The sequence below is a fragment of the Clostridium merdae genome (genome assembly GCF_900176635.1).
Lineage (GTDB): Bacteria > Bacillota > Clostridia > Oscillospirales > Acutalibacteraceae > Faecalispora > Faecalispora merdae.
This window is the reverse complement of the sequence record NZ_FXLN01000004.1, coordinates 611,122-633,318: the sequence shown is the minus strand read 5'-3', so window position 1 is coordinate 633,318 and position 22,197 is coordinate 611,122. Positions and strand designations below refer to the sequence as shown.

The following is a 22,197-nucleotide window of genomic DNA, read 5'->3' as shown; positions in this document are numbered from 1 at the left end:
AGTTGCCGTCTTGCAAAATTTGTCGATTGAGTTCCCCGAACAAAGTATTACCATTATATTGGGCAAGAGTGGATGCGGAAAAACAACACTACTCCGAATTTTGGCTGGGTTTGAAGAATGCACCAGCGGAGAAGTGATAACCCCTGCAAAAGAAAAAATAGGGATGGTTTTTCAGGAGCCCAGGCTAATGCCATGGCTCACGGTATGGAAAAACATCACCTTCGGCGTGCCAAAAGGGCGACTTAATATAGCGGACGTGGAGCGTCTTATAGAATTAACAGGCCTAAATGGCTTCGAAAGTGCCTACCCGTCACAGCTTTCGGGAGGAATGCAGCAAAGGGCAGCCCTTGCCCGTGCGCTCGCCTATGACCCAGAGCTTATTTTGATGGATGAGCCTTTTGCCGCTCTAGATCACTTCACAAGAGAATCGATGCAAAAGGAGTTAATAAATATATTTTTAAAGCAAAAAAAGAGCATCCTATTTGTCACACACAGTGTAGACGAAGCTCTTTTAATTGGACAAAAGATTTTGGTGCTGAACCCGAGTGGAGTAGCGCAAGAATTTGATTTGTCCCAATATACTTATCCGAGAGATCTTCTTTCTCAAAACAGTATTGTAAAGAAAAAAGAAATTCTCGAGGCAATCCAAACAAAAAAGGAGCAAATGCAATGAAACGAATTCTATCTATCTTAATGGCGGCAACAATTGCGGCAGCCTCTCTGTCAGGCTGTGGGGTCGCTACAACCTTTGGTAAAACAGAAACCTCTCAAGTTACATCAACATCTTCTCCGGAGTTTACTGTAAATAAAATCGGGGTTACTTATGTGAAATCTCCACTTAACGTTCCCTCTATAGTAGAAAAAGAGAAAGGAATTTTTGCAAAGGCGTTTGAAGAATACAATCTGCCTGTCGAATATTCCAATTTAACCTCCGGTCCGGAGCAAACGCAGGCTTTGGCCTCTGGTGACATTCAGTTCCTATATGCGGTTGGTGCAACATCGGTTATTTTGTCGGCTTCCAATGGAGCAGATATTAAAATCTTGAATACTTACAGCCGTTCCCCGGAAGCGTTCCGTATGTTTGCAGGGAAGGACAGCAAAATCAACACTGCCGCAGATTTAAAGGGCAAGAAAATTGCAGGCCCCAAAGGTACCATTCTGCATGAGCTGATGGTTGCTTACCTTGCCACCGCAGGTCTTACAGAAAAGGATGTAGAGTTTGTCTCTATGGGTATTCCGGATGCACAGGCTGCTTTGGCGGGCGGTACCGTTGACTGCGCTTTGCTGGCAGGCCCCACCGCATACAATGTAGCGAAGGATGGCTTTAAAATTGTAACAACGGGCAAGGGTCTTGTAGATGCAACGATTGTTGTAGCTACCAGCCAATCTTTCTACGATAAAAACCCGCTCTTAGTAAAGCGTTTCTTGCAGGCAGAGGAACAAATTCAGTCTTACATGAAAGAAAACACAGAAGATGTTCTGAAGATAACCGCCAAAGAAACAGAACTAAGCATGGATGCAGTGAAAGAAATGTACCCCATGTATGATTTTAAAACAGAGATTACCGATGCTGACATTGCTTCCATGAAAAAGACTGAGAAATTCATGAAAGACAATAAGATGATTGAAAACAATGTTGATATTGATCAATTAATTTTAGAAGTAAAATAAAGCCTTTTTTACTCAATTTTGAATTGTATTTTATGAAATATCCCCTTTTTTGCTGTTTGCGAAAAAGGGGTATTCTTTTTGCCACAAAAAACATATGTATAAAAGACATAACCGTTTTCTTTTTCTTTATGTTTAAGCATATCCGGGACAGGATGCGAATAGAAATTATGTAGAAACAGGAAAAGGAGAGAAACTCTATGGAGTATACACTCAACCGGCAGTCCATCTGCGCAAGTGAGATCATATTTGACGGTTGCCAGGAACAGCCGATCGACCTGGATTTCAGCCTTCCTGATTATTGCCCGGATATTCAACGCATCCTGAAATGCCAGGTATGCCCCCGCATAACCAACCGAAGTATTGTTGGGGACCACTTGGAGATTGAAGGCTCTGCAGCGATAAAGGTAATATATCTGGATTCCGGCGGCGGCTGTATTCGGTGCTGCGAAAATGTAAAACCATTTTCTGCATCCATTCCGCTCAAAAAGCAGGCCGATAATGCAGTTATATTCACCAGCTCTCGGGTAGAATACATTAACTGCAGGGCAACCAGCCCACGCCGTTTGGATATTCACGGCGCATTCTCCATTTGTGCTAAGGTTGCTGAAAAAGTCAACAATGAATTTGTAAGCAATATTCAAGGCGAAGATATTCAGCAAAAGCAAGAGCAAATTCCCGCCAGCCAAGTAACCTCCATCGCTCAGCAGCAGTTTTCTGTTGCGGAAGTGCTAGAAATCAGCGACAGCAAGCCGCCGGCCAATGCCATTATACGTTCCGGTGCCACCGCGAATATTTCAGACTACAAAGTAGTGTCTGGCAAGCTGATTGTAAAGGGAGAGGTAAGTGTTAAGCTTTTGTATGCTCCCGAATCAGACGATATGCTTCCGGAAGCAATGGAATATGTGATTCCATATAGCCAAATGGTGGATGGCGACGGCCTGGAGGAAGGCAACCTGTGCGATGTAAGCGTTAATGTGCTGAGTACAGATTTGCAAATTAAGAGCGACTCTTCTGGTGAAAATACGCTATTTGAAGCAGAGGTACGACTTGCCGCTAACCTAATGGCATATGAGGACACCGAAGTTTCCATTGTAACCGACGCCTACTCAACAAAATATGAACTGGAAACACAAACACAATCAAAACCGGTTTTCCGTCTCGTTGAGATGATTAGTGATAATGTAACTCAAAAGAACAGTTTCGACATTGGCGAGGGCGGAATCTCAAAGGTAATCGATGTTTGGAATGAAATAAGCAGTGTTTCTGCAGAAGAAGAAGAGAACCAAATTCGTTTTACTGGCAAGCTGAATCTATGTATTCTAGCACTAAACGCGCAGGAGAAGCCTTTCTACTTTGAAAGGGTTATCGACTTTACGGGTGGCCATGAGTGGCGCAAAAAAGATGCAGGTGTATTCTGCGCTCCCCGGGTAGAAATCAGTAACATTAGCTTCCGAATCACCGGCGGTACTGGTGTTGAAGTGAAAACAGAACTCATGTTAAATGCCGCGGTGTTCCAGTCTAACAGCCATAAAATGATTGCAGGTGCAAATGCAGATGAAAATAAACTGCGCCAAAAAGATGATTCTGCCGCACTCACGATTTACTTTGCAGATGCGGGAGAAAACCTGTGGGATATTGCACGGCGCTACTGCACATCGGTCTCTGCAATTAAAAAAGAGAATGAGCTGGAGGAAGATTTTGCTGAGAATAGGGGGATGCTTTTAATTCCTATGTGAGCAATCCTAAAAAAATAAAATTCTCTGCCTGAGGGGGAGGTAAAATGGAAGAGCGCAACATTTATCAAGATATTTCGGAACGCACCAACGGTGATATTTATATTGGTGTGGTCGGCCCGGTTCGCACGGGTAAATCTACCTTTATTAAGAAATTTATGGATACCGTCGTTATTCCCAATATGGACGAAAACAGCCGGCGTGACCGCGCGATAGACGAAATGCCTCAATCCGCCGCGGGCCGCACCATTATGACTACGGAACCCAAGTTTATTCCGGAGCAGGCAGTAACCGTACATATTGACGACAGTGCTACCTTCCGTGTGCGTATGATCGACTGCGTGGGCTATATTGTGCCCAGTGCCTTGGGGTATATTGAAAACGATTTACCGCGTATGATTCGTACCCCTTGGTACGACGAACCCATTCCCTTTAATATGGCTGCGGAAATCGGCACACAAAAGGTAATCACTGAGCATTCTACCATCGGTTTGCTCATTACAACGGATGGCAGCATCAGCGAAATACCAAGAGAAGAATACGAAGAAGCGGAAGAGCGTGTTGTTTCAGAGCTTAAAGAAATTAAGAAACCCTTTATCATGCTTTTAAACAGCACCACTCCCAATGCACCGCAAACACTTGCGTTGGCAGAAGACATGCAAAAGCGCTATAAGGTTCCGGTTCAGCCGGTAAACTGCCTGGAGCTAGAAGAGAACCAAATCCGCGAAATATTAGCAAAGATTTTGTTCGAGTTCCCTGTAAAGGAAATAAAAGTGGAAATGCCGCATTGGCTTTCTACTCTCGACAAAAAGCACTGGCTGCGTTCCTCCATCTTCCAAATCATTCAGCAGTCTGCTATGAAAATCTCGCGTATCCGCGAGGTTGGCGGTTTGGTGGAAGATATGTCGAAGTGCGAAAATGTAAGCTCGGCTCAAACACTTTCAGTGGATTTGGGTACCGGCTGTGCCAGAGTAGGTGTTCAGCTAAAAACAGACCTTTTCTACCGTATTCTAGGAGAGCAGACAGGGCTGGAGCTGCACAATGAGGGAGAATTACTCTCTTCTGTTCTGGAGCTTGCAAAAGTTAAGATGGAGTACGATAAAATTCGCGATGCTTACCAAGATGTTTTGGATACCGGCTATGGAATTATGATGCCGACAATTGATGAGATGAGTCTCGAAGAGCCTGAAATCATCAAGCAGGGAGGCAAATACGGTGTGCGCCTCAAGGCGGCCGCTCCGTCGGTTCACCTTATTCGCACGCGAATTACAACCGAGCTGACTCCCATTGTTGGTTCCGAGCAGCAATCGGAAGAGCTGGTTATGTCGATGATGAAAGAATTCGAAGAAAACCCGCAAAAAATTTGGGAATCGAATATCTTTGGTAAATCACTGCACGAACTGGTAAATGAGGGGATGCACAATAAATTGTACCGCATGCCGGGAGACGCTCGCGATAAGATGAAAGAAACAATCGAGCGTATTATTAACGACGGCTGCAACGGCCTAATTTGCATCATTTTGTAAGAAAATCTCTAAATGAAAAATCCATAGCAATTAGTGAAACCGGTGAGAGTATACTATTCCAAAATTCCCAAGCACTTTAAAAAGTGCTTGGGAATTTTTATTTCATATAGTAACCCAAAGCTCTTGATTGCTTCCGGTTTCATAGCTTGGCTGTGGGGAATGGGGATATTGACTCGGGTCTTGTTGGTGCTTTTTTGCCCATGCCTTTGCAGGAACATATAACAGTGCCTCAAACTCCATATTTTTACGAAGCTTCTTTTTCTGCATTAAAATTGCATTATAATGCGCTTTGCCTTTGATTAACGCAGTGCATCGGGAATAAAGAAAATCATCGGGTGAGAAACGATCGGATTGATACAATTCTTTGGCGATGATGGGGTTATCGATTGCATAGAGCAGCTCTGACATCTTATTTTCAAAAGTGAAAATAACCTCATCTGGCCACTGTGCCAAATAATCTATTAATGGTTCCACTACAAGCTCATCATTTCCTTTTTTTGACCAATCCAAAGCGTTGAGCATAGCAAAAAAATCGTAATCAAACATTTTATGTTCATTACATATTTTTTGTATGGCAGGAGGAAGATTCCTTTCCATTATGTACTCTCCTTTTCCGTTCTTTGCCTAGCAAACATAAGAGGTTCTATCCTTTTTAGTATTAAAAGAGAAAAAGAGAGTGGTTTTCCCTATATAATAAAAGGTGAATTTCCCACTCTCTTCCGTGAAGCTTTTTAACAGGAGACAAAATCAATAATTGTGGTAAAATACCGTTTTTGTAATCTCAAAACGGTCGTTATGAAGTCTACTAGGCTTTGAGTCCTCACGGGGATAACCCATCATTAAAATAGCTGCTGGAACAAATGCCTGCGGAATTTGAAACTCCTTGCGAGCAATCTCTGCATCAAAGTGCATCACCCAAGTAGAGCCGATTCCCAGCTCGTGTGCTTGCAGTATCATGTGCGTGCCTACAATCCCCATATCAATATCACCGCTGTCGGCATTGTCAAAATCGGCGCGTTTCCAGCTTGCTTCTCTATCGTAGCATACTAGAAGCGCTAACGTTTGCTGAAAGCGGAACGGGCAGCACTTTGCCAGCTTTTCCATTTCTTCTGGGGTGTTTAGCACCAAAATTCTTTGCGGTTGATTATTGTGGGCGGTGGGGGCAATTTGCCCTGCTTCTAAAATCAAATTCAGCTTTTCTTGCTCCACAGGCTTATCGCTGAATTTACGAACGGAATACCGATCTTTTGCTAGCTCTATAAAACTCATCATACAGCCTCCATTTTTAGTCATCCTTAATTCTAGTAAAAACTTACATCAGATTATTCAGATTATTATGAAAGATTCAATAATAACCCTTAAGCCATGCTCTTGTAGTGCTATTATAGCATGAGTAGGACTGGTTTTCTATTCAAAAGTTAATTTTGCCTAACATATTTCAGGAGAATCGTTAGAAAGTAAGAGTATAAGTTCCGTAACCAGATGTTGGGAAAAAACAAGAATCCAGTATCTTTTTGGTGCTTCTGCCATATGACTTTTCTTGCATTTAAAGTGCAAGGAGGATATAATAGAGTTGTAAAAAACGTCTTGTGCAACTTGGTATAACCGCATTCCGCTTAGGTTGCATGGGTTAATAATTGATAAAGGAAGTGGCAGAATGTTCCCAATTATAAAAAAGCGAAGACTCAATGATACCATGACGTTAATGGAGGTTGAGGCTCCTTTTATTGCGAAAAAGGCAAAGGCAGGGCAATTCATTATCCTGCGTGTGAATGAGTTCGGTGAAAGAATCCCGTTAACCATTGCCGATTATGACCGTGAGAAAGGCTCCGTAACAATCATTTACCAGAAGGTAGGGAAAACCACTCTGCTGCTCGACCAGCTAGAAGAGGGAGAGGGCATTCTCGATTTTATCGGGCCTCTCGGCACTGCCTCTCATTTGGAGGGCTATAAAAAAGCGGCAGTTATTGGCGGCGGTGCAGGCTGTGCCATTGCTTACCCGCAGGCAAAAGCTTTGCATGAGATGGGTGCGCATGTAGATATGATTGCTGGTTTCCGCAATAAAGATATTATTATTTTAGAAGACGAGATGAGTGCAGTCAGCCAAAACCTGTTCCTGATGACAGACGATGGCTCCAATGGCAATAAAGGCTTTGTAACCGATGCGTTAAAGGCTCAAATTGAAGCAGGAGCAGAGTACGATTTGGTGGTTGCAATTGGTCCCTTGCCGATGATGCGCGCAGTCTGTAACCTTACAAAGCCCTATGGGATTAAGACCATTATTAGTATGAATCCCATTATGATTGATGGTACCGGTATGTGTGGCGGCTGCCGTGTTACAGTTGGCGGAGAAACTAAGTTTGCCTGTGTTGACGGCCCCGATTTTGATGGACATCTTGTCGATTTTGATGAAGCAATTCTTCGTACCAGAACGTACCGTGAGGATGAAGAAAGAGCAACACGTGAATACAACTGTCATCTAATGGAGGGCGCAAAGAATGGCTAATATGAAACCCAATAAAACAGCAATGCCAGAGCAAGATCCTCTGGTGCGCAACCAGAATTTTGAAGAAGTTACTTTAGGCTATACAGACGAAATGGCGTTGGAAGAAGCACAGCGCTGCCTGCAGTGTAAGCACAAGCCCTGTGTGAATGGGTGTCCTGTAAATATTCGAATCCCTGAGTTTATTCGCTGTATTACAGAGGGAGATATTGAAGAGGCTTACCACGTAATTACTTCCACAAGCTCACTGCCGGCGGTTTGCGGCCGTGTTTGCCCGCAAGAATCACAGTGTGAGGCAAGGTGTGTGCGTGGTATTAAGAATGAGCCGGTCGGAATTGGCCGCTTAGAGCGCTATGTAGCTGATTGGTACATGAGTAACCGTGAGAGAAAACCGGTAGAAACGACCCGTAATGGACATAAGGTTGCGGTAATTGGAGCAGGCCCCGCTGGCTTAACCTGCGCGGGTGACCTAAACGCGCTTGGTTATTCCGTCACTATTTTTGAAGCCCTGCACACGGCTGGTGGCGTGCTTATGTACGGCATTCCCCAGTTCCGTCTCCCCAAAGAAATTGTGCAGAAAGAAATTGACTTGCTTAAGACCAACGGGGTTACCATTGAGACAGATATGGTAATCGGCAAGGTTCTTTCTGTGGACGAGCTTTTTGAAATGGGTTTTGAGGCTGTATTCATCGGTTCTGGTGCTGGTTTGCCAAGCTTTATGAAGATTCCCGGAGAAGGCCTTGTTGGGGTGTATTCTGCCAATGAGTTTTTAACGAGAATTAACTTGATGAAAGCATATAAAGAAGGCTACGACACTCCCATTATTCGACCGAAGAATGTGGCAGTCTGCGGTGGTGGTAACGTCGCAATGGATGCTGCCCGCAGTGCAAAACGCCTTGGTGCGGAGAATGTTTACATTATCTACCGCCGTGCGGAAGAGCAGATGCCCGCGCGTGTGGAAGAAATTCACCACGCAAAGGAAGAAGAAATTGATTTTCGTCTACTTACCAATCCCGTTGCCATCCACGGTGATGAAAACGGCAGAGTAACCGAAATTGAGTGCATAAAAATGGAGCTTGGTGAGCCGGACGCCAGCGGCAGACGTAAACCGGTAGAGGTGGAGGATTCAAACTTCCGTATTCCGGTTGATTGTGTTATTATGGCAATTGGCAATTCACCGAACCCGCTCCTCCGACAAACAACGGAAGGTCTGGAAGCAAACCGCCACGGATGCTTAGTTGTAAATGAAGAAACCTTGCAGACTACGCGTGAGGGAGTCTTCGCAGGTGGAGACGCCGTAACAGGTGCCGCAACGGTTATTATGGCAATGGGCGAAGGAAAGCACGCCGCTAAATCAATTCACGAATACATTCAGTCTAAGAATCAATAATTTTTCAAAGAACCGCTGTTCAGATAGAACGGCGGTTCTTTTTATAGACGAGATATTAGTCAAAAAAATTCTTTTGTATTAAGTTTACTTGGTACTTGCATCCATTTTTAGATGAAGGGGATTTGACGTTCTCTTTTGGTACTTGCTGTCATATAAATAGAGTTGACGGGAGGGATACAAAAATGATGGGCAAGTATCACAGAAAAGATTATATGGAAGAGGATTATAGCCGAGCAAATGATATTTACAGTGATTCTGAAAATTCAGACAGCCAATATAGCGCTATGGATAAAGTAGACGCGGATGGCTATGAGTATAATTATGACTACCACTACATAAAACCGCAAGGTTATGAAGATGACGAAGAGGACTACCTGCCAAAACCCAAAAAAAGGCCGAAGAAAATGCTCATTTTTATTCAGATGTTGGTTTGCATTACGGTTTTGGTTACGGCTATGCTGCTGAAAGTAACAGGAGGGAACGCGTACCAAACCATACGCGCTTGGTATATCAGTTATTCGAGCGATTCCATCATAGCACAGGAGTCATTTAATCAGTTTACACGTACATGGGTACAGTTTTTTTCAGCTTCACCTGCTGAAAATGGTAAAGGAACGGTTTCATCTGCTCAAACTCCAAATCAATCCACACCGCCTGCTTCTGCGCCATCCTCTTCGCAGCCGTCATCCTCTATGCCAGACATCTCCTCTGCTGTATCAGGGGTTGCTTATACCACCAGTGTTTCTTCAAAAACACCGGTGTTTGTTTCTGTGTTCTTAGATACGCCGGTAAAAAACGGGGTAATTACCTCAGGCTTTGGCCCCAGAGACGGCGGCACACATCTAGGGCTTGACCTAGCAGCAGATGCCGGCAGTAAAATCGTGCCCGCCATGCCGGGGAAGGTAGAGTTTAGCGGTGAAAATTCATCTTATGGAAAATACGTGGTAATTAACCATGGCTCTAATATAGAAACACGCTACGCCCATTGCGAAAAATTATTGGTCAAAAAAGGGGACTTGGTTTCCTACTCCCAGCCGATAGCCCTGGTTGGCAGTACAGGTGACTCTACCGGCCCACATGTACACTTTGAGCTTATCCTTTCCGGCGTCTGCTACGACCCGCAGCCGCTGCTGAAAAACAGGACGGTCTAATGCGGTTCCGCGTGTGGGGCTGTCAGGTTACGGTGCAGTTTTGGTTTATGGCTTTTATCACACTGGGGCTGTTGCTAGACCGAAGCGGAATGGCCGGAATAGGGCTAATTGCGGTAATTCTTCACGAAAGTGGACACCTGATGATGATGTATTGGGTAGGCACTCCTCCGGAGCGCCTGTCTATGAACCTGTTTGGGCTCGAGATTTGCCAGAAAGTCGGCAGCTGCCGCACTTACCGTCAGGATGCCTGGATCGCCGTGGCTGGTCCTTTGGCAAACCTGCTCTTTTTTGCGCTTTGCTGGCTGGCGTATATTTTCACTCATTCGTTGTACCTTGCTAATTTGGGAGTGGCAAACCTAATGCTTGCGCTTTTAAATGGATTACCGGTTGGACCCTTGGATGGTGGGCAAGCACTGTATGCCTTGCTATGTAAAAAATACCCGGCGGAGACCTGCGAAAAAATAGTGGAGATCGTTTCTTTTTTTATTATTCTTCCTATATCAATTGCAGGCTTTTTTGTGTTGCTCCAATCTCGATATAACTTTTCGTTGCTTGTTGTAAGTGGCTACCTTATGCTCATGCTCTTACTTAAAAAAGGCAGGTATTTTTAATCTGCTTTTGAGCGCTATCTTGCATTGATTCACAAAATATTTAGAATATTGTTGCTTTTATCTAAGCGGGCATTGTGATATAATAACCTCACGGCGTAAGCAAAAGCGGAGCTTTTGACGCCTGAGAGAGCATTGAATCATCAGCAATGCGATTGTACAAACAGGGCAGAGTTATCGTAAACTTGCCTGGTTATTGATGATATAATAACCTCACGGCGTAAGCGAAAGCGTGGCTTTCGGCGACTAAGAGGGCATTGAATCATCAGCTATGCGATTGCGCAAACAGGGCAGAGTTATCGTAAACTTGCCTGGTTGTTGATGATATAATAACCTCACGGCGTAAGCAAAAGCGGAGCTTTTGACGCCTAAGAGGGCATTGAATCATCAGCTATGCGATTGTACAAACAGGGCAGGGTTATCGTAAACTTGCCTGGTTATTGATGATATAATAACCTCACGGCGTAAGCGAAAGCGTGGCTTTCGGCGACTAAGAGGGCATTGAATCATCAGCTATGCGATTGCGCAAACAGGGCAGAGTTATCGTAAACTTGCCTGGTTGTTGATGATATAATAACCTCACGGCGTAAGCAAAAGCGGAGCTTTTGACGCCTAAGAGGGCATTGAATCATCAGCTATGCGATTGTACAAACAGGGCAGGGTTATCGTAAATTTTCCTTGTTATTGATGATATAATAACCTCACGGCGTAAACGATAGCGTGGCTTTGGAAAAGAATCATTAGATCTTCTCGTACAGCCATGTTTATATGCTATTCCATTCCGTTTTGAGTAACGAATCATTCAATCAAACTTGTATTTTTATTAACTTACCATTGGGATTTTATGCTATAATAGAGGAAAGAATGGCAAGTATTTATACAATTTACGTTTACCATTCATATTTACAATACAGGTCTATCCTTAAAAGCATACTTTTACAAAAGATATCCAATTAATACGATTCATTTTGTGTCTTTACGTAAATGATTAAATTTCGGGAATAATAAAGAAAAAATGGCGGTAAATAACAAGTGAGGGTAATCTTTTATGGCTTGTTGTTTGCCGAATAGGGAGATGAGTCACATGATAAAAATAGAGCAGTATCCTATATCAGAGGGGATACAATTCCGAAGTATTCGGGATACCAGATTTAAGACTCTGCGTATTGCGGTGAATTTTATGCTGCCTTTGGAGAAAGAAACGGTGGCTGCAAATGCACTGCTTCCTTTTTTATTGAGCCGTGCTAGCCGCGAATACCCCGATTTTACTCGCCTCAATGAGCGCCTTGCAGAATTATATGGCGCAGCGATTCATGCTGATGTACGTAAACTGGGAGAAGCTCAACTGCTTTCCATTGCAATAGCTGGTCTGGCAGACCGCTACGCGTTGGATGACGAGAATATTTCTGCCGAGCTTTCACACCTTCTGTGCAGCATCTTGTTTGACCCGCCATTCGTGGACGGGCTCTTCCCAGAGGATGGCTTTGAGCAGGAAAAAAGACAAACAATCGAAATGATTGAATCTGATTTTAACGACAAACGTGTTTACTCTCGTTTGCGCTGCGAACAGCTGATGTGTGACCGTGAAGCGTTTGGTGTTAGCCGCTATGGCAGCCGTGAAGATGTAACGGCATTGCAGCGTGAAGAAATGACCGAGGTTTGGAACCATGTGTTGCACACAGCTCGCATTGAGATAATGGCTCTTGGTGATTGTGATCCTGTACCGATTTATGAAAGCTTCTTACAAGCGTTTCAAAAGTTAGACCGTGAGCCTGTTGGCGAACTGAAAACGGAAGTAATCAAAGAGGTAACGAAGCCACGTGAATTTACCGATACCATGGACGTTGCTCAGTCGAAGCTGGTTATGGGCTTTCGTGCAGGCGCCGCTGTTCCGCAAGACGCAGTGGCATCCACAAAGCTGATGACCGCGGTGTTTGGCGGCTCGCCTAGTTCTAAGCTTTTCTTAAACGTTCGTGAAAAGCTTAGCCTTTGCTACTACTGCGCTGCACGCTACGACTGGAATAAGGGTATTCTCATGGTGGAAAGTGGCGTAGAAACCGAAAACATTGACCGTGCCAAAACAGAGATACTGGCTCAGCTTGATGAAATTCGTACCGGTAAGGTTACGGATGAAGAGCTGCTTGCTGCAAAGCTCAGTATCAGCAATGGCTACCGTACGGTAGGCGATTACCTTGGTGGACTTGAAAACTGGTATGTGTCTCAGGCTTTCTGCGAAAAAATTCAATCTCCCGATGAAGCAGCGGAAGAAATTAACTCCGTTACAATGGAACAGGTAGTTCAGGCCGCAAATCGTGTGGTTTTAGATACGGTCTACCGTATGGTAGGAAAGGGGGAGACGGAAGAATGAAAATGGACAAAATTACAAATGAGCGTGTACACGACAGCTATTACAGCGTAAAGCACCCGAGTGGCCTGCGCATTTTTGTATATCCCAAAGAGGGGAGCAACTCCACCTATGCTATTTTTGGCACACGCTATGGTTCGGTAGATACCAGCTTCCGCCGCTCAGACGAAAAAGAAGTTTGCACGGTTCCGGAAGGAATCGCACACTTTTTAGAGCATAAGCTTTTTGAAAGTGAAGACGGAGACGCTTTTACCCGGTTTGCAAAAACGGGTGCTTCTGCGAATGCGTATACCTCTTTTGATAAAACCTGCTACTTGTTCTCTAGCACAGAGAATGTATATGAATCCCTTGAAATTTTGCTTGATTTTGTGCAGTCCCCGTATTTTACGGAGCAAACCGTTCAAAAAGAGCAAGGTATTATTGGGCAGGAAATTCGGATGTATGACGATGACCCGCAGTGGAGGGTCATGTTTAACCTGCTCAAGGCGCTGTATCATCACCATCCGGTGAAAATTGATATTGCCGGAACCGTAGAAAGCATCGCTGAAATTACCCCGGATTATCTCTACCGCTGCTATAACACCTTTTATAACCTAAATAATATGGCTCTCTGCGTTGCGGGCAATATTGACCCCGAGCGCGTGCTGGAGCTATGTGATAAAATGCTCAAATCTTCGAAGCCTGTTGAAGTAGAGCGAATTTTTGAAGAAGAACCTGCGGGTGTGGTAGAAAAACGTGTGGAGCAAAAGCTTTCGGTTACGCTACCCTTGTTCCAATTTGGTTTTAAAGAAGCCGCTGGACACCGGAATGTAAAAGAGTTGGCACAAATGGAAGTGTTGCTCGAGCTTTTAGCGTCGGATGCATCTCCGCTCTATCGCCGCCTGTTGGATGCAAACCTGATTAATACGGCATCCTTTGGCAGTGAGTATTTTGAAGGGCCTGGCTATGCCGCCGTTATTTTCTCTGGGGAATCAAAGGATCCAGATGCCGTTGCCAAAGAAATTTGCAACGAGGTAGAACGCTTGCGCAAAGAGGGCATCCCGCAAGATGCGTTTGCCAGAGCAAGAAAAGCGTTGTACGGCAGAAATGTTGCTGCGCTCAATAGTGCGGAAGCCATTGCAAACGCTATGATTACTTTAACGTTTGACGAGCGCGAACTTTTCTCTTATATTGATGCGCTGGCCACCGTTGAGCTACAAGATGTTCAAGATATGCTGGAAAAACAGCTTCTTACCAAAAACTCTGCGCTCTCGGTGATTACCCCTATCAAATAATTGGAGGCAACCTTTCATGTACCAAGTTCATACCGTCGAGTTCCCAAAATTGGGACTCGACTTCAACATAAACCCGACTGCCTTTTCCATTGGTAACTTTACAATTCAGTGGTATGGCGTAATTATTGCAATGGGATTTCTTCTGGCCTTTTTGTACCTGATGTTCAGCTGCAGAAAGTTCAATGTAGACCAAGATCGGCTAATCGATGCCGTAATTGTAGGTATGATTGGCGGTATTATCGGTGCAAGACTGTATTATGTCATATTTTACCCCGGTGACCAATATGTCAAAGACCCTATTAGTATTTTATATATTTGGAACGGTGGTCTTGCCATTTATGGCGGCATTATTGGCGGTCTTCTTTGCGGTGCGTTTATGGCAAAGCTGCGCCGGCTTAAAATAGCCGCTGTGCTCGATTTAGCTGCGCTCGGCTTTTTAATTGGACAAACCGTGGGGCGTTGGGGCAACTATGTAAACCAAGAAGCCTTTGGCACAGCCACCGATTTGCCTTGGGGTATGATGAGTGACCGAACACGCTTGATGGTTGACGGCCCCGTTCACCCTTGTTTTTTATATGAATCGATTTGGTGCCTTATTGGCTTTGGCCTTCTGCATTTGGTTGCGACCAAAGTGCGCCGGTATGACGGGCAGGTTTTCTTGCTCTACCTGCTGTGGTATGGTCTTGGCCGCTTTTGGATTGAAGGCTTGCGTACCGACAGCCTGATTGCTCCGGTCATTAATCTAAGAATATCTCAGCTTTTGGCAGCAGCAACGGTACTGGTTGCTTTAGCTTTATTAATTATTTTCCGCAATAAAACGAGCCTTTCGGGCATCGGTTCCTCTAAGGTGATGGCTCTCAATGGAATCACATTTGCGGTCGCGGAGAGTGAAATAGGAGATGGCAAGAGCACCATTTTCAGTGATATTACTCCCAAATTGGTAAGAAACGATACCGTCAATGACTCTGATATAGAGGAAACCGCTGAGGTTGGTTCTCCTGTGATAAGGGATAATCCAGTGGAAGATACGGCTCAAAGCGAAGAAACCACAGTAACAACTCATACAGAAAATGTTGTGGAAGAATCTGCGTCAGACGAAGCTGCACAAAAAGAATAAACCGAGCCTTGGCTTGCAAGGAATACGGGAATAAGGGAAATTTATGGGAGGCTATTTATGGCTCAATTGATGGATGGAAAAGCGATCTCTGAAGCGGTTCGCAAACGGATTAGACAAGAAATAGAAGCTTTGCAAGAAGAGCAAGGGATTACCCCCGGCTTGGCCGTGGTTTTGGTTGGGGAGGATTCTGCATCCGAAGTGTATGTAAAAAATAAAGAAAAGGCCTGCGAAGAGGTGGGTATTTCTTTTGAATTGTTTCGTCTGTCTGCTTCAATTACACAACAAGAACTAGAAGAAACCATTTGCTCATTAAATGAAAGAGAAGATATAGACGGAATCTTGCTCCAGCTCCCGCTGCCAGGTAAACTGGATTCTGACCGAGTGGTCTCTCTCATTCGCCCAGACAAAGATGTGGATGCCTTCCACCCGGAGAATATTGGGCATATCATGCGGGGCGATTTCTTCTTTTTGCCCTGCACCCCTGCGGGGATTATGCAAATGCTCCGCGAATCTGGAATCAACCCCACGGGTAAACGCTGTGTTATGGTAGGCCGTAGCGATATTGTCGGCAAACCAATGGCGATGCTGCTCTTGCACGCAGATGCTACCGTTACCATTTGCCACAGTAAAACAGAAAACTTAGCGCAAATTTGCCGTGAGGCAGATATTTTAGTCAGTGCCGTAGGCAAAGCCGGCTTTATTACCAGTGATATGGTCTGCCCCGGGGCAGTCGTAATCGATGTTGGTATGAACCGCAACGCGGAAGGGAAATTATGTGGAGATGTGGATTTTGAATCGGTTGAGCCGATTGCTTCATATATCACTCCTGTTCCGGGCGGCGTTGGCCCCATGACGGTTGCAATGCTGCTGCAAAACACGCTGGTTGCAGCAAAAAGGCATGGCGGTATTACCGTATGATTGCTTCATTACAATGAACCGAGGTTTCTTGGATGGGTAAATATTTAAATGGCATCGAGTCTCCAAGGGATCTTAGATCCTTAACAATGGATGAACTGAACATATTATGCAAAGAAATCCGGCAGGAAATTATCCGCACGGTTGCAAAAAATGGCGGCCATTTGGCATCGAATTTGGGTGTGATTGAGCTTACGGTTGCGCTGCACTATGTTTTTGATGTTCCTTTCGACAATATCGTGTGGGATGTAGGACACCAGTCTTACACCCATAAAATACTAACTGGGCGCAAAAAGCAGCTTTCTTCTATTCGTACACAGGGAGGGCTTTCCGGCTACCCAAATCCCAAAGAAAGCGACTGCGACCCATTCCATTCGGGGCATAGCAGCACATCAATTTCCGTTGCCTTAGGGCTTGCCAGTGCAAAAAAGCTGCATGAAGACCCAAGTCATGTTGTAGCTGTGATTGGCGATGGTGCTCTAACTGGTGGCCTTGCTTACGAGGGTCTGAATAACGCTGGTCGTTTCCCGAAAAATTTAATCGTTATTTTAAATGATAATAAAATGTCTATCTCTAAAAATGTAGGTTCTATTGCAAGATATTTGGCGCATATTCGTACCCAGCCTGGGTACTTGAAAGCCAAAGGAACGGTGGAAGGGATTCTTGACCATCTGCCTGTGCTTGGAAGCCCTATTAGTAATGTGTTGCAAACCTCCAAAACCTTGCTTAAGCAGGCACTTTATAAGGGAACCTTATTTGAAGATATGGGCTTTGCATATTACGGCCCTTATGATGGGCATGATGTGGAGCAGCTCATAACCATACTACAAAGTGCAAAAGAGATTAACCGCCCTGTTTTATTGCATGTGATAACAGCTAAGGGAAAGGGCTACACCTTTGCAGAGAAGAACCCGGACGCATTCCATGGCGTTTCTTGTTTTGATATTAAAACCGGGGAATCGCAGGCTTCCGGCGAGAACTTTTCGAAAGTATTTGGGAAAAGTCTTATGGCGTTCGCTGAGAAAGATGAGCGAATTTGTGCTATTACTGCCGCAATGGAGAGTGGAACCGGGCTAGCGGGCTTCCACAAAGCGTACCCCAGTCGATTTTTTGATGTAGGTATTGCGGAAGAACACGCAGTTACCTTTGCAGGCGGCCTTGCTGCCGGAGGAATGCTACCGGTGTTTGCGGTATATTCCAGCTTTTTGCAGCGCAGTATCGATCAGGTAATTCATGATGCGGCTCTGCAAAACCTCAAAGTTACCCTTGCAATCGACCGCGCCGGAGTGGTAGGAGAGGATGGGGAAACCCACCAAGGCCTGTTTGATGTCTCTCTGCTTAGCGCGATACCAAACATGACCATTTTCTCGCCTGCTTACCATGACGAGCTGGAGCTACTTCTTCACCAAGCTATTTACGATTGCCCCGGAGTAACGGCAGTGCGTTATCCCCGCGGAGGGCAGCTCTACCAGCCCGACGATTTTGTGGTAACCGGGAACTCTTACGACGTTTACGGTAACCCGCAAGCACCTATTGCACTTGTTACCTATGGAAGAATGTTTTCAATGGCTTGCCTTGCGGCAAAGAAGCTAAAAAAAGAAGGCATTTCTATGCGGATTATAAAACTCAACCGAATCCACCCGGTAGACCCTCAGGCAGTGAATGCTTGTTTGGATGCCAGCCATACTTTCTTTTTTGAAGAAGGAATACGGCAAGGCGGAATAGGCGAGCATTTCTTCTACCAAATGTACCAGCAGGGCTATCAAGGCAAAACGACCTTGCAGGCGGTGGAAAACCGTTTTGTAAAGCAAGCGACGATGCGCCAGTCTTTGGCTGAACTGGGGCTGGACAGTGAGGGAATGAAAAACTTGATTCAAACGGAGTACGTGAAGTGATAGAAAAAAAAAGACTCGACACCTTAGTGTTTGAAAAGGGATTTGCAGATAGCCGAGAAAAGGCCAAAACCCTTGTTATGCTGGGGAACGTTTATGTAGATAACCAAAAATCAGACAAACCGGGCACGATGCTGCCCACAGATACTGCCATAGAGGTACGGGGGCAAGGCTTGCGTTATGTAAGCCGCGGCGGCTTAAAGCTTGAAAAGGCCATCGAGCAGTATGGACTTAACCTTACCGGCCAAATCTGTATGGATATTGGCGCTTCTACGGGTGGTTTTACCGACTGTATGCTGCAAAATAGTGCCGAAAAGGTATACGCAGTGGATGTTGGCTACGGCCAGCTTGCCTGGAAGCTCCGCACAGACCCCCGCGTTGTAAATATGGAACGCACCAACGTTCGTTACCTAACAACCGAGCAAATAACCGACTCCATTGACTTTTTTAGCGTGGATGTTTCCTTTATCTCATTAACCTTAGTATTACCCGTAGCAAGAACCTTTTTATCTGAAAACGCGCGGGCACTTTGCCTCATTAAGCCACAGTTTGAAGCAGGGCGTGAAAATGTTGGCAAAAAAGGTGTCGTGCGCGATAAAGCAGTTCATGAACAGGTGATAGAAAAAATTCGCGATTTTGTTCTTTCTCATGGTTTTTCGGTATTAGGGCTTACCTTTTCACCGGTCAAAGGGCCAGAGGGGAACATAGAATATTTAATCTATCTTCAAAAGGCTGAAGAAACCGAAGACTTAAGTGGTCAGTCCATTTCGGCTTTAGTAGAGCAATCTCATAATGAGTTAAGCGGTGGTGATACACATTGATTGCAGCAATCATACCGAATCTTACAAAAAAGAATGCCGAACAAGTAACGCAAAGCCTCCTTTGCGAGCTTCGTCGTTTGGAAATACGTGTTTGTATGGAAGCAAGCCTATACAGTACCTTTCCATACCGCGATATTGAATTTTTTGAGGATTTTTTTGGCATGATATCTGCATGCGATGTTGTAATTGCCGTTGGGGGCGACGGTACCATTATTCACGCAGCCAAACATGCTGCGTTAGCCAACAAGCCTGTTCTGGGTGTAAATGCAGGCAGAATTGGGTTTGTGGCAGGGCTGGAGCCGAACCAGCTTCACCGATTGCGCCAGCTTTTAGATGGCACCTACAAGGTGGAGCGCCGCCTTATGCTGGAAGCTTCTTTAAAAAGTGAGCAATACCAAAAGGTGTATTATGCACTCAATGAAGGGGTTATTTCTCGCGGCTCTCAGTCAAGAATTCTGGATTTTCAAGTCTCTTACAATGGGAATAATCTTTGCCATTACCGTGCGGACGGTCTAATCGTTGCAACCCCTACCGGGTCTACGGCATATTCTCTTTCTGCGGGAGGACCGGTGATCGAGCCGTCTATGCGCTGCTTACTCTTAACACCGATTTGCCCGCACTCTTTACTCACGCGCTCCGTGGTATTTGATGAAGATACCACGTTGCATATAAAAGCAGTTCCCAATGGCCAAAGCGAAATGTTCTTAACCCTTGATGGTGAGCCAACCATTCCGGTAACGGAAGAAGATTGCGTTCGCTTTCAAAAATCCAGCCGGTCGGTTAGCTTAATCGATTTAAAATACCAAACCTTTTATGAGATAGTGAATGAAAAACTTTCAGAACGGAGAGCGTGACATGAAAACAAGACGACATACGAAAATTCTGGAACTCATCAGCGAATACCAGGTTGATACCCAGGAAGAGCTTCTGCGACGCTTAAAGGATGCCGGTTTTGATGTAACGCAGGCAACGGTATCCCGAGATATTAAGGAACTTCGGTTGGTGAAAATTCTGTCTGCGGACGGTAAATACCGTTATGCCAACAACCAAGAGCCGTCGCGAGATATCTCCGGTATCTTTTATTCGCTATTTGAAGATTCTGCCATTGAAGTTGATAATGCTATGAACCTAGTTGTTATTAAGTGTTTAACCGGCATGGCAAATGCCGTTTGTGCCGCACTGGATGGCCTTCGCTGGGAGAAGGTTGTGGGTACGGTAGCTGGTGATGATACTCTTCTGGTAATTACCAAAACACCCGAAACGGCTCTGGAACTAAAAGAGGATCTTAAAAAACTGATTTCTGGCAGGTGAATACCGATGCTCTCGCAGCTTTATATTGAAAATGTGGCTGTTATTGAAAAATGCTCACTGGACTTTGATGCGGGTTTTAATGTTCTTACCGGTGAAACGGGTGCCGGTAAATCGATTCTCATTGATTCTATCGGTGCGATTCTGGGGGAGAGAACCTCTCGCGAGCTCATTCGTACCGGTGCTTCTTCTGCGTTTGTGAGTGCGGTTTTTTCTTCGCCGAATCATCTTGTACTAAAAAAGCTGGAGGAGCTTGGCTATTCTACTGATGATGACAGTACGATTTTGATACAAAGAGAAATTACTCTCTCCGGCAAAAACACCTGTCGCTTAAACAGCAGACCTGCCACCGTGTCAGTATTAAAAGAGTTAGCTCCCTTTTTGGTGAACATACATGGGCAGCATGAAAGCTACCAGCTTTTATCTCCGGATTTGCATATAAGATACATAGATCGAGTGGGCGAGCTGTTGCCGTTATTAAGTGAGTATCAGCTTGCTTACCGTACTATGTGCAAGGTTCGGGATGAACTGCAGGCGTTTGATTTGGATGAATCTCAAAAAGAACGCCGAATGGATTTGCTCAAATACCAAATTCAAGAGCTGGAAGAAGCCGAATTGCGCCCTGGTGAACAGGAAGAACTAACGGAAAAGCGTACACTGTACCGAAATAGTGAGCGAATGGTGCAGCAATTTCAGCTTGTGAAAACATTGTTGGACGGTGACGAAGAGGGCGGAGTGCTGTCTGCCATGGCTCAGATAAACACAGCGTTGCTAGATGCCAAACGATATATGTCATCTCTAGAGTCATTAGGGGAGCGTTTTCAAAACCTGGAATACGAGCTGCAAGACTGCAGTGCGGAGCTTAGCCGTGCCACAGATCTGTTGGATTACGACCCTGCAGAGCTCGAGCAAATGGAAGACCGCTTGGATTTTCTCTATCGGCTTAGCCTGAAATACGGTGAAACCGAAGAGGAAATGTTAAGCTACCTTGAAAATTGCCGCACAGAGCTGAAGAATATTGAGTTCTCGGAAGAACGCCTGGCAAAGCTGAATGAGGAATATGAGAGTGCCAAAGAAGAAGCCATACGTCTGGCTAAGCTTCTTTCTGCTCAACGTAAAAAGGCTTCCACAGGGTTTATAGAAAGCGTGAAGAACGAGCTGCAATTTTTAAATATGCCTAGTGTATCTTTTCAGGTAGAGCAGGAACGCTGCCCACTCAATTCCAACGGCTGTGATAAAATTCAGTTTCTTTTGTCGACAAACCCCGGTGAACCGCCAAAGCCGGTTGCCAAAATAGCTTCTGGCGGTGAGCTTTCCCGCATTATGCTGGCGATTAAATCGGTACTAGCGGGGAAAGATGAAGTAGATACCTTAATTTTCGATGAAGTGGATACCGGTATTAGCGGAAGTGCTGCCCAAAAGGTTGGGCTAAAGCTTCGAGAGGCGGCAGCAGGGCACCAAGTAATTTGTGTAACGCACCTTGCGCAAATTGCCGCATTGGCTCAAAATCATTTATTGATCCAAAAACAGCAGCAAGAAAATCGTACCTTTACCGAAATTACCCCTCTGAATACAGAGGGGCGGGCGAACGAGCTGGCTCGTATTATGGGAGGCTTCCCTGTTACGGAGCTTATGCTGGAGAATGCCCATGAAATGCTGCGTAATGCAGAGCAGGTATGAGTAATTGAGCAGGGCTTGACAAGGGAAAAAACATTCGTTATAATGCAAATCAATGGCGAAGAAGGAAAAAAGTACGGGAAAACGGCCGGCAAAGAGAACCTGCGGATGGTGCAAGCAGGGGCGGAAGATTCCCAGAAATACATTCCAGAGCCGTCGGGCTGAAAAAGCGGCACAATGCCGGAGTTAGGCTCGCCCGGGTGCGCCCGTTACAGCGTTTGGGTAAATTTGATTTTACCTGTGAGG

Annotated in this window: 19 protein-coding genes and 1 other annotated feature (1 of these 20 only partly in view); of the genes, 17 read left to right on the top strand and 2 right to left on the bottom strand. The window is 45.1% G+C overall.

Annotation, left to right across the window (positions count from 1 at the left end):
- Positions 1-10: 10 nt before the first annotated feature.
- From CAN90_RS08460 to spoIVA, 4 genes are all read left to right on the top strand, one after another.
- Entirely contained in the window at positions 11-673 is a 663-nt protein-coding gene (locus CAN90_RS08460) for an ABC transporter ATP-binding protein (RefSeq protein WP_341456299.1), read from the top strand.
- Positions 670-1,671 (top strand): ABC transporter substrate-binding protein, encoded by a 1,002-nt coding sequence (locus CAN90_RS08455; RefSeq protein WP_085833396.1) that lies wholly within the window; start codon positions 670-672, stop codon positions 1,669-1,671. Before CAN90_RS08460 ends, CAN90_RS08455 begins: the two co-directional genes overlap by 4 nt.
- Positions 1,672-1,868: 197 nt before the next feature.
- Positions 1,869-3,407 carry a DUF3794 and LysM peptidoglycan-binding domain-containing protein gene (locus CAN90_RS08450; protein ID WP_085833395.1) on the top strand — a complete coding sequence of 513 codons (1,539 nt, stop codon included), beginning with the start codon at positions 1,869-1,871 and terminating at the stop codon, positions 3,405-3,407.
- A 44-nt stretch (positions 3,408-3,451) separates the two neighbouring features.
- The gene (gene spoIVA / locus CAN90_RS08445) at positions 3,452-4,930 is read left to right on the top strand and encodes a stage IV sporulation protein A (RefSeq protein WP_085833394.1); all 1,479 of its coding nucleotides are present in this window, start codon (positions 3,452-3,454) and stop codon (positions 4,928-4,930) included.
- 102 nt (positions 4,931-5,032) lie between these two features.
- On the opposite strand, the gene CAN90_RS08440 is transcribed toward spoIVA, so the two are convergent.
- On the bottom strand, positions 5,033-5,527 hold the full coding sequence (locus tag CAN90_RS08440) for a DUF4240 domain-containing protein (RefSeq protein ID WP_085833393.1): 495 nt from the start codon (positions 5,525-5,527) through the stop codon (positions 5,033-5,035).
- A 150-nt stretch (positions 5,528-5,677) separates the two neighbouring features.
- Positions 5,678-6,199, bottom strand: coding sequence for a nitroreductase family protein (locus CAN90_RS08435; protein ID WP_085833392.1), 522 nt, complete (start codon positions 6,197-6,199; stop codon positions 5,678-5,680).
- A gap of 388 nt (positions 6,200-6,587) precedes the next feature.
- On the opposite strand from CAN90_RS08435, the gene CAN90_RS08430 reads away from it, so the two are divergent.
- The 13 genes from CAN90_RS08430 to recN all read left to right on the top strand — a co-directional run bounded on the left by CAN90_RS08430 (position 6,588) and on the right by recN (position 21,954).
- Positions 6,588-7,436: a sulfide/dihydroorotate dehydrogenase-like FAD/NAD-binding protein gene (locus CAN90_RS08430; protein ID WP_085833391.1), complete on the top strand. Its 849-nt coding sequence runs from the start codon at positions 6,588-6,590 to the stop codon at positions 7,434-7,436.
- On the top strand, positions 7,429-8,823 hold the full coding sequence (gene gltA, locus CAN90_RS08425) for an NADPH-dependent glutamate synthase (RefSeq protein ID WP_085833390.1): 1,395 nt from the start codon (positions 7,429-7,431) through the stop codon (positions 8,821-8,823). Before CAN90_RS08430 ends, gltA begins: the two co-directional genes overlap by 8 nt.
- Positions 8,824-9,005: 182 nt before the next feature.
- Entirely contained in the window at positions 9,006-9,974 is a 969-nt protein-coding gene (locus CAN90_RS08420; protein WP_085833389.1) for a M23 family metallopeptidase, read from the top strand.
- Positions 9,974-10,585, top strand: a complete 612-nt coding sequence (locus CAN90_RS08415; RefSeq protein WP_085833388.1) for a metalloprotease — start codon at positions 9,974-9,976, stop codon at positions 10,583-10,585. Before CAN90_RS08420 ends, CAN90_RS08415 begins: the two co-directional genes overlap by 1 nt.
- A gap of 1,081 nt (positions 10,586-11,666) precedes the next feature.
- Positions 11,667-12,950 (top strand): EF-P 5-aminopentanol modification-associated protein YfmF, encoded by a 1,284-nt coding sequence (gene yfmF / locus CAN90_RS08410; RefSeq protein ID WP_085833387.1) that lies wholly within the window; start codon positions 11,667-11,669, stop codon positions 12,948-12,950.
- A complete protein-coding gene (yfmH, locus tag CAN90_RS08405; RefSeq protein WP_085833386.1) occupies positions 12,947-14,221 on the top strand; it encodes an EF-P 5-aminopentanol modification-associated protein YfmH in 1,275 nt (424 codons plus the stop codon). Before yfmF ends, yfmH begins: the two co-directional genes overlap by 4 nt.
- 16 nt (positions 14,222-14,237) lie before the next feature.
- Complete coding sequence (gene lgt, locus CAN90_RS08400) at positions 14,238-15,338, top strand: prolipoprotein diacylglyceryl transferase (RefSeq protein WP_085833385.1); 1,101 nt, start codon at positions 14,238-14,240, stop codon at positions 15,336-15,338.
- A 57-nt stretch (positions 15,339-15,395) separates the two neighbouring features.
- The gene (gene folD / locus CAN90_RS08395) at positions 15,396-16,256 is read left to right on the top strand and encodes a bifunctional methylenetetrahydrofolate dehydrogenase/methenyltetrahydrofolate cyclohydrolase FolD (RefSeq protein ID WP_085833384.1); all 861 of its coding nucleotides are present in this window, start codon (positions 15,396-15,398) and stop codon (positions 16,254-16,256) included.
- A 32-nt stretch (positions 16,257-16,288) separates the two neighbouring features.
- Positions 16,289-18,148: a 1-deoxy-D-xylulose-5-phosphate synthase gene (gene dxs / locus CAN90_RS08390; protein WP_085833383.1), complete on the top strand. Its 1,860-nt coding sequence runs from the start codon at positions 16,289-16,291 to the stop codon at positions 18,146-18,148.
- Positions 18,145-18,966 (top strand): TlyA family RNA methyltransferase, encoded by an 822-nt coding sequence (locus tag CAN90_RS08385; protein WP_085833382.1) that lies wholly within the window; start codon positions 18,145-18,147, stop codon positions 18,964-18,966. Before dxs ends, CAN90_RS08385 begins: the two co-directional genes overlap by 4 nt.
- Positions 18,963-19,820 carry an NAD(+)/NADH kinase gene (locus CAN90_RS08380; protein WP_085833381.1) on the top strand — a complete coding sequence of 286 codons (858 nt, stop codon included), beginning with the start codon at positions 18,963-18,965 and terminating at the stop codon, positions 19,818-19,820. Before CAN90_RS08385 ends, CAN90_RS08380 begins: the two co-directional genes overlap by 4 nt.
- A gap of 1 nt (position 19,821) precedes the next feature.
- Positions 19,822-20,277 (top strand): arginine repressor, encoded by a 456-nt coding sequence (gene argR / locus CAN90_RS08375; RefSeq protein WP_085833380.1) that lies wholly within the window; start codon positions 19,822-19,824, stop codon positions 20,275-20,277.
- A 6-nt stretch (positions 20,278-20,283) separates the two neighbouring features.
- Positions 20,284-21,954 carry a DNA repair protein RecN gene (gene recN / locus CAN90_RS08370; RefSeq protein ID WP_085833379.1) on the top strand — a complete coding sequence of 557 codons (1,671 nt, stop codon included), beginning with the start codon at positions 20,284-20,286 and terminating at the stop codon, positions 21,952-21,954.
- Positions 21,955-22,003: 49 nt separating this feature from the next.
- Positions 22,004-22,197, top strand: a binding site (T-box leader); it runs 57 nt beyond the window's last position.

What these genes read in the sequence shown, in the direction of transcription:
- argR (WP_085833380.1), top strand. Translation starts at nt 19,822, where the DNA reads ATGAAAACAAGACGACATACGAAAATTCTGGAACTCATCAGCGAATAC.
- CAN90_RS08440 (WP_085833393.1), bottom strand. Translation starts at nt 5,527, where the DNA reads ATGGAAAGGAATCTTCCTCCTGCCATACAAAAAATATGTAATGAACAT.
- CAN90_RS08415 (WP_085833388.1), top strand. Translation starts at nt 9,974, where the DNA reads ATGCGGTTCCGCGTGTGGGGCTGTCAGGTTACGGTGCAGTTTTGGTTT.
- gltA (WP_085833390.1), top strand. Translation starts at nt 7,429, where the DNA reads ATGGCTAATATGAAACCCAATAAAACAGCAATGCCAGAGCAAGATCCT.
- dxs (WP_085833383.1), top strand. Translation starts at nt 16,289, where the DNA reads ATGGGTAAATATTTAAATGGCATCGAGTCTCCAAGGGATCTTAGATCC.
- CAN90_RS08455 (WP_085833396.1), top strand. Translation starts at nt 670, where the DNA reads ATGAAACGAATTCTATCTATCTTAATGGCGGCAACAATTGCGGCAGCC.
- CAN90_RS08420 (WP_085833389.1), top strand. Translation starts at nt 9,006, where the DNA reads ATGATGGGCAAGTATCACAGAAAAGATTATATGGAAGAGGATTATAGC.
- yfmF (WP_085833387.1), top strand. Translation starts at nt 11,667, where the DNA reads ATGATAAAAATAGAGCAGTATCCTATATCAGAGGGGATACAATTCCGA.
- CAN90_RS08430 (WP_085833391.1), top strand. Translation starts at nt 6,588, where the DNA reads ATGTTCCCAATTATAAAAAAGCGAAGACTCAATGATACCATGACGTTA.
- yfmH (WP_085833386.1), top strand. Translation starts at nt 12,947, where the DNA reads ATGAAAATGGACAAAATTACAAATGAGCGTGTACACGACAGCTATTAC.
- recN (WP_085833379.1), top strand. Translation starts at nt 20,284, where the DNA reads ATGCTCTCGCAGCTTTATATTGAAAATGTGGCTGTTATTGAAAAATGC.
- folD (WP_085833384.1), top strand. Translation starts at nt 15,396, where the DNA reads ATGGCTCAATTGATGGATGGAAAAGCGATCTCTGAAGCGGTTCGCAAA.
- lgt (WP_085833385.1), top strand. Translation starts at nt 14,238, where the DNA reads ATGTACCAAGTTCATACCGTCGAGTTCCCAAAATTGGGACTCGACTTC.
- CAN90_RS08435 (WP_085833392.1), bottom strand. Translation starts at nt 6,199, where the DNA reads ATGAGTTTTATAGAGCTAGCAAAAGATCGGTATTCCGTTCGTAAATTC.
- spoIVA (WP_085833394.1), top strand. Translation starts at nt 3,452, where the DNA reads ATGGAAGAGCGCAACATTTATCAAGATATTTCGGAACGCACCAACGGT.
- CAN90_RS08450 (WP_085833395.1), top strand. Translation starts at nt 1,869, where the DNA reads ATGGAGTATACACTCAACCGGCAGTCCATCTGCGCAAGTGAGATCATA.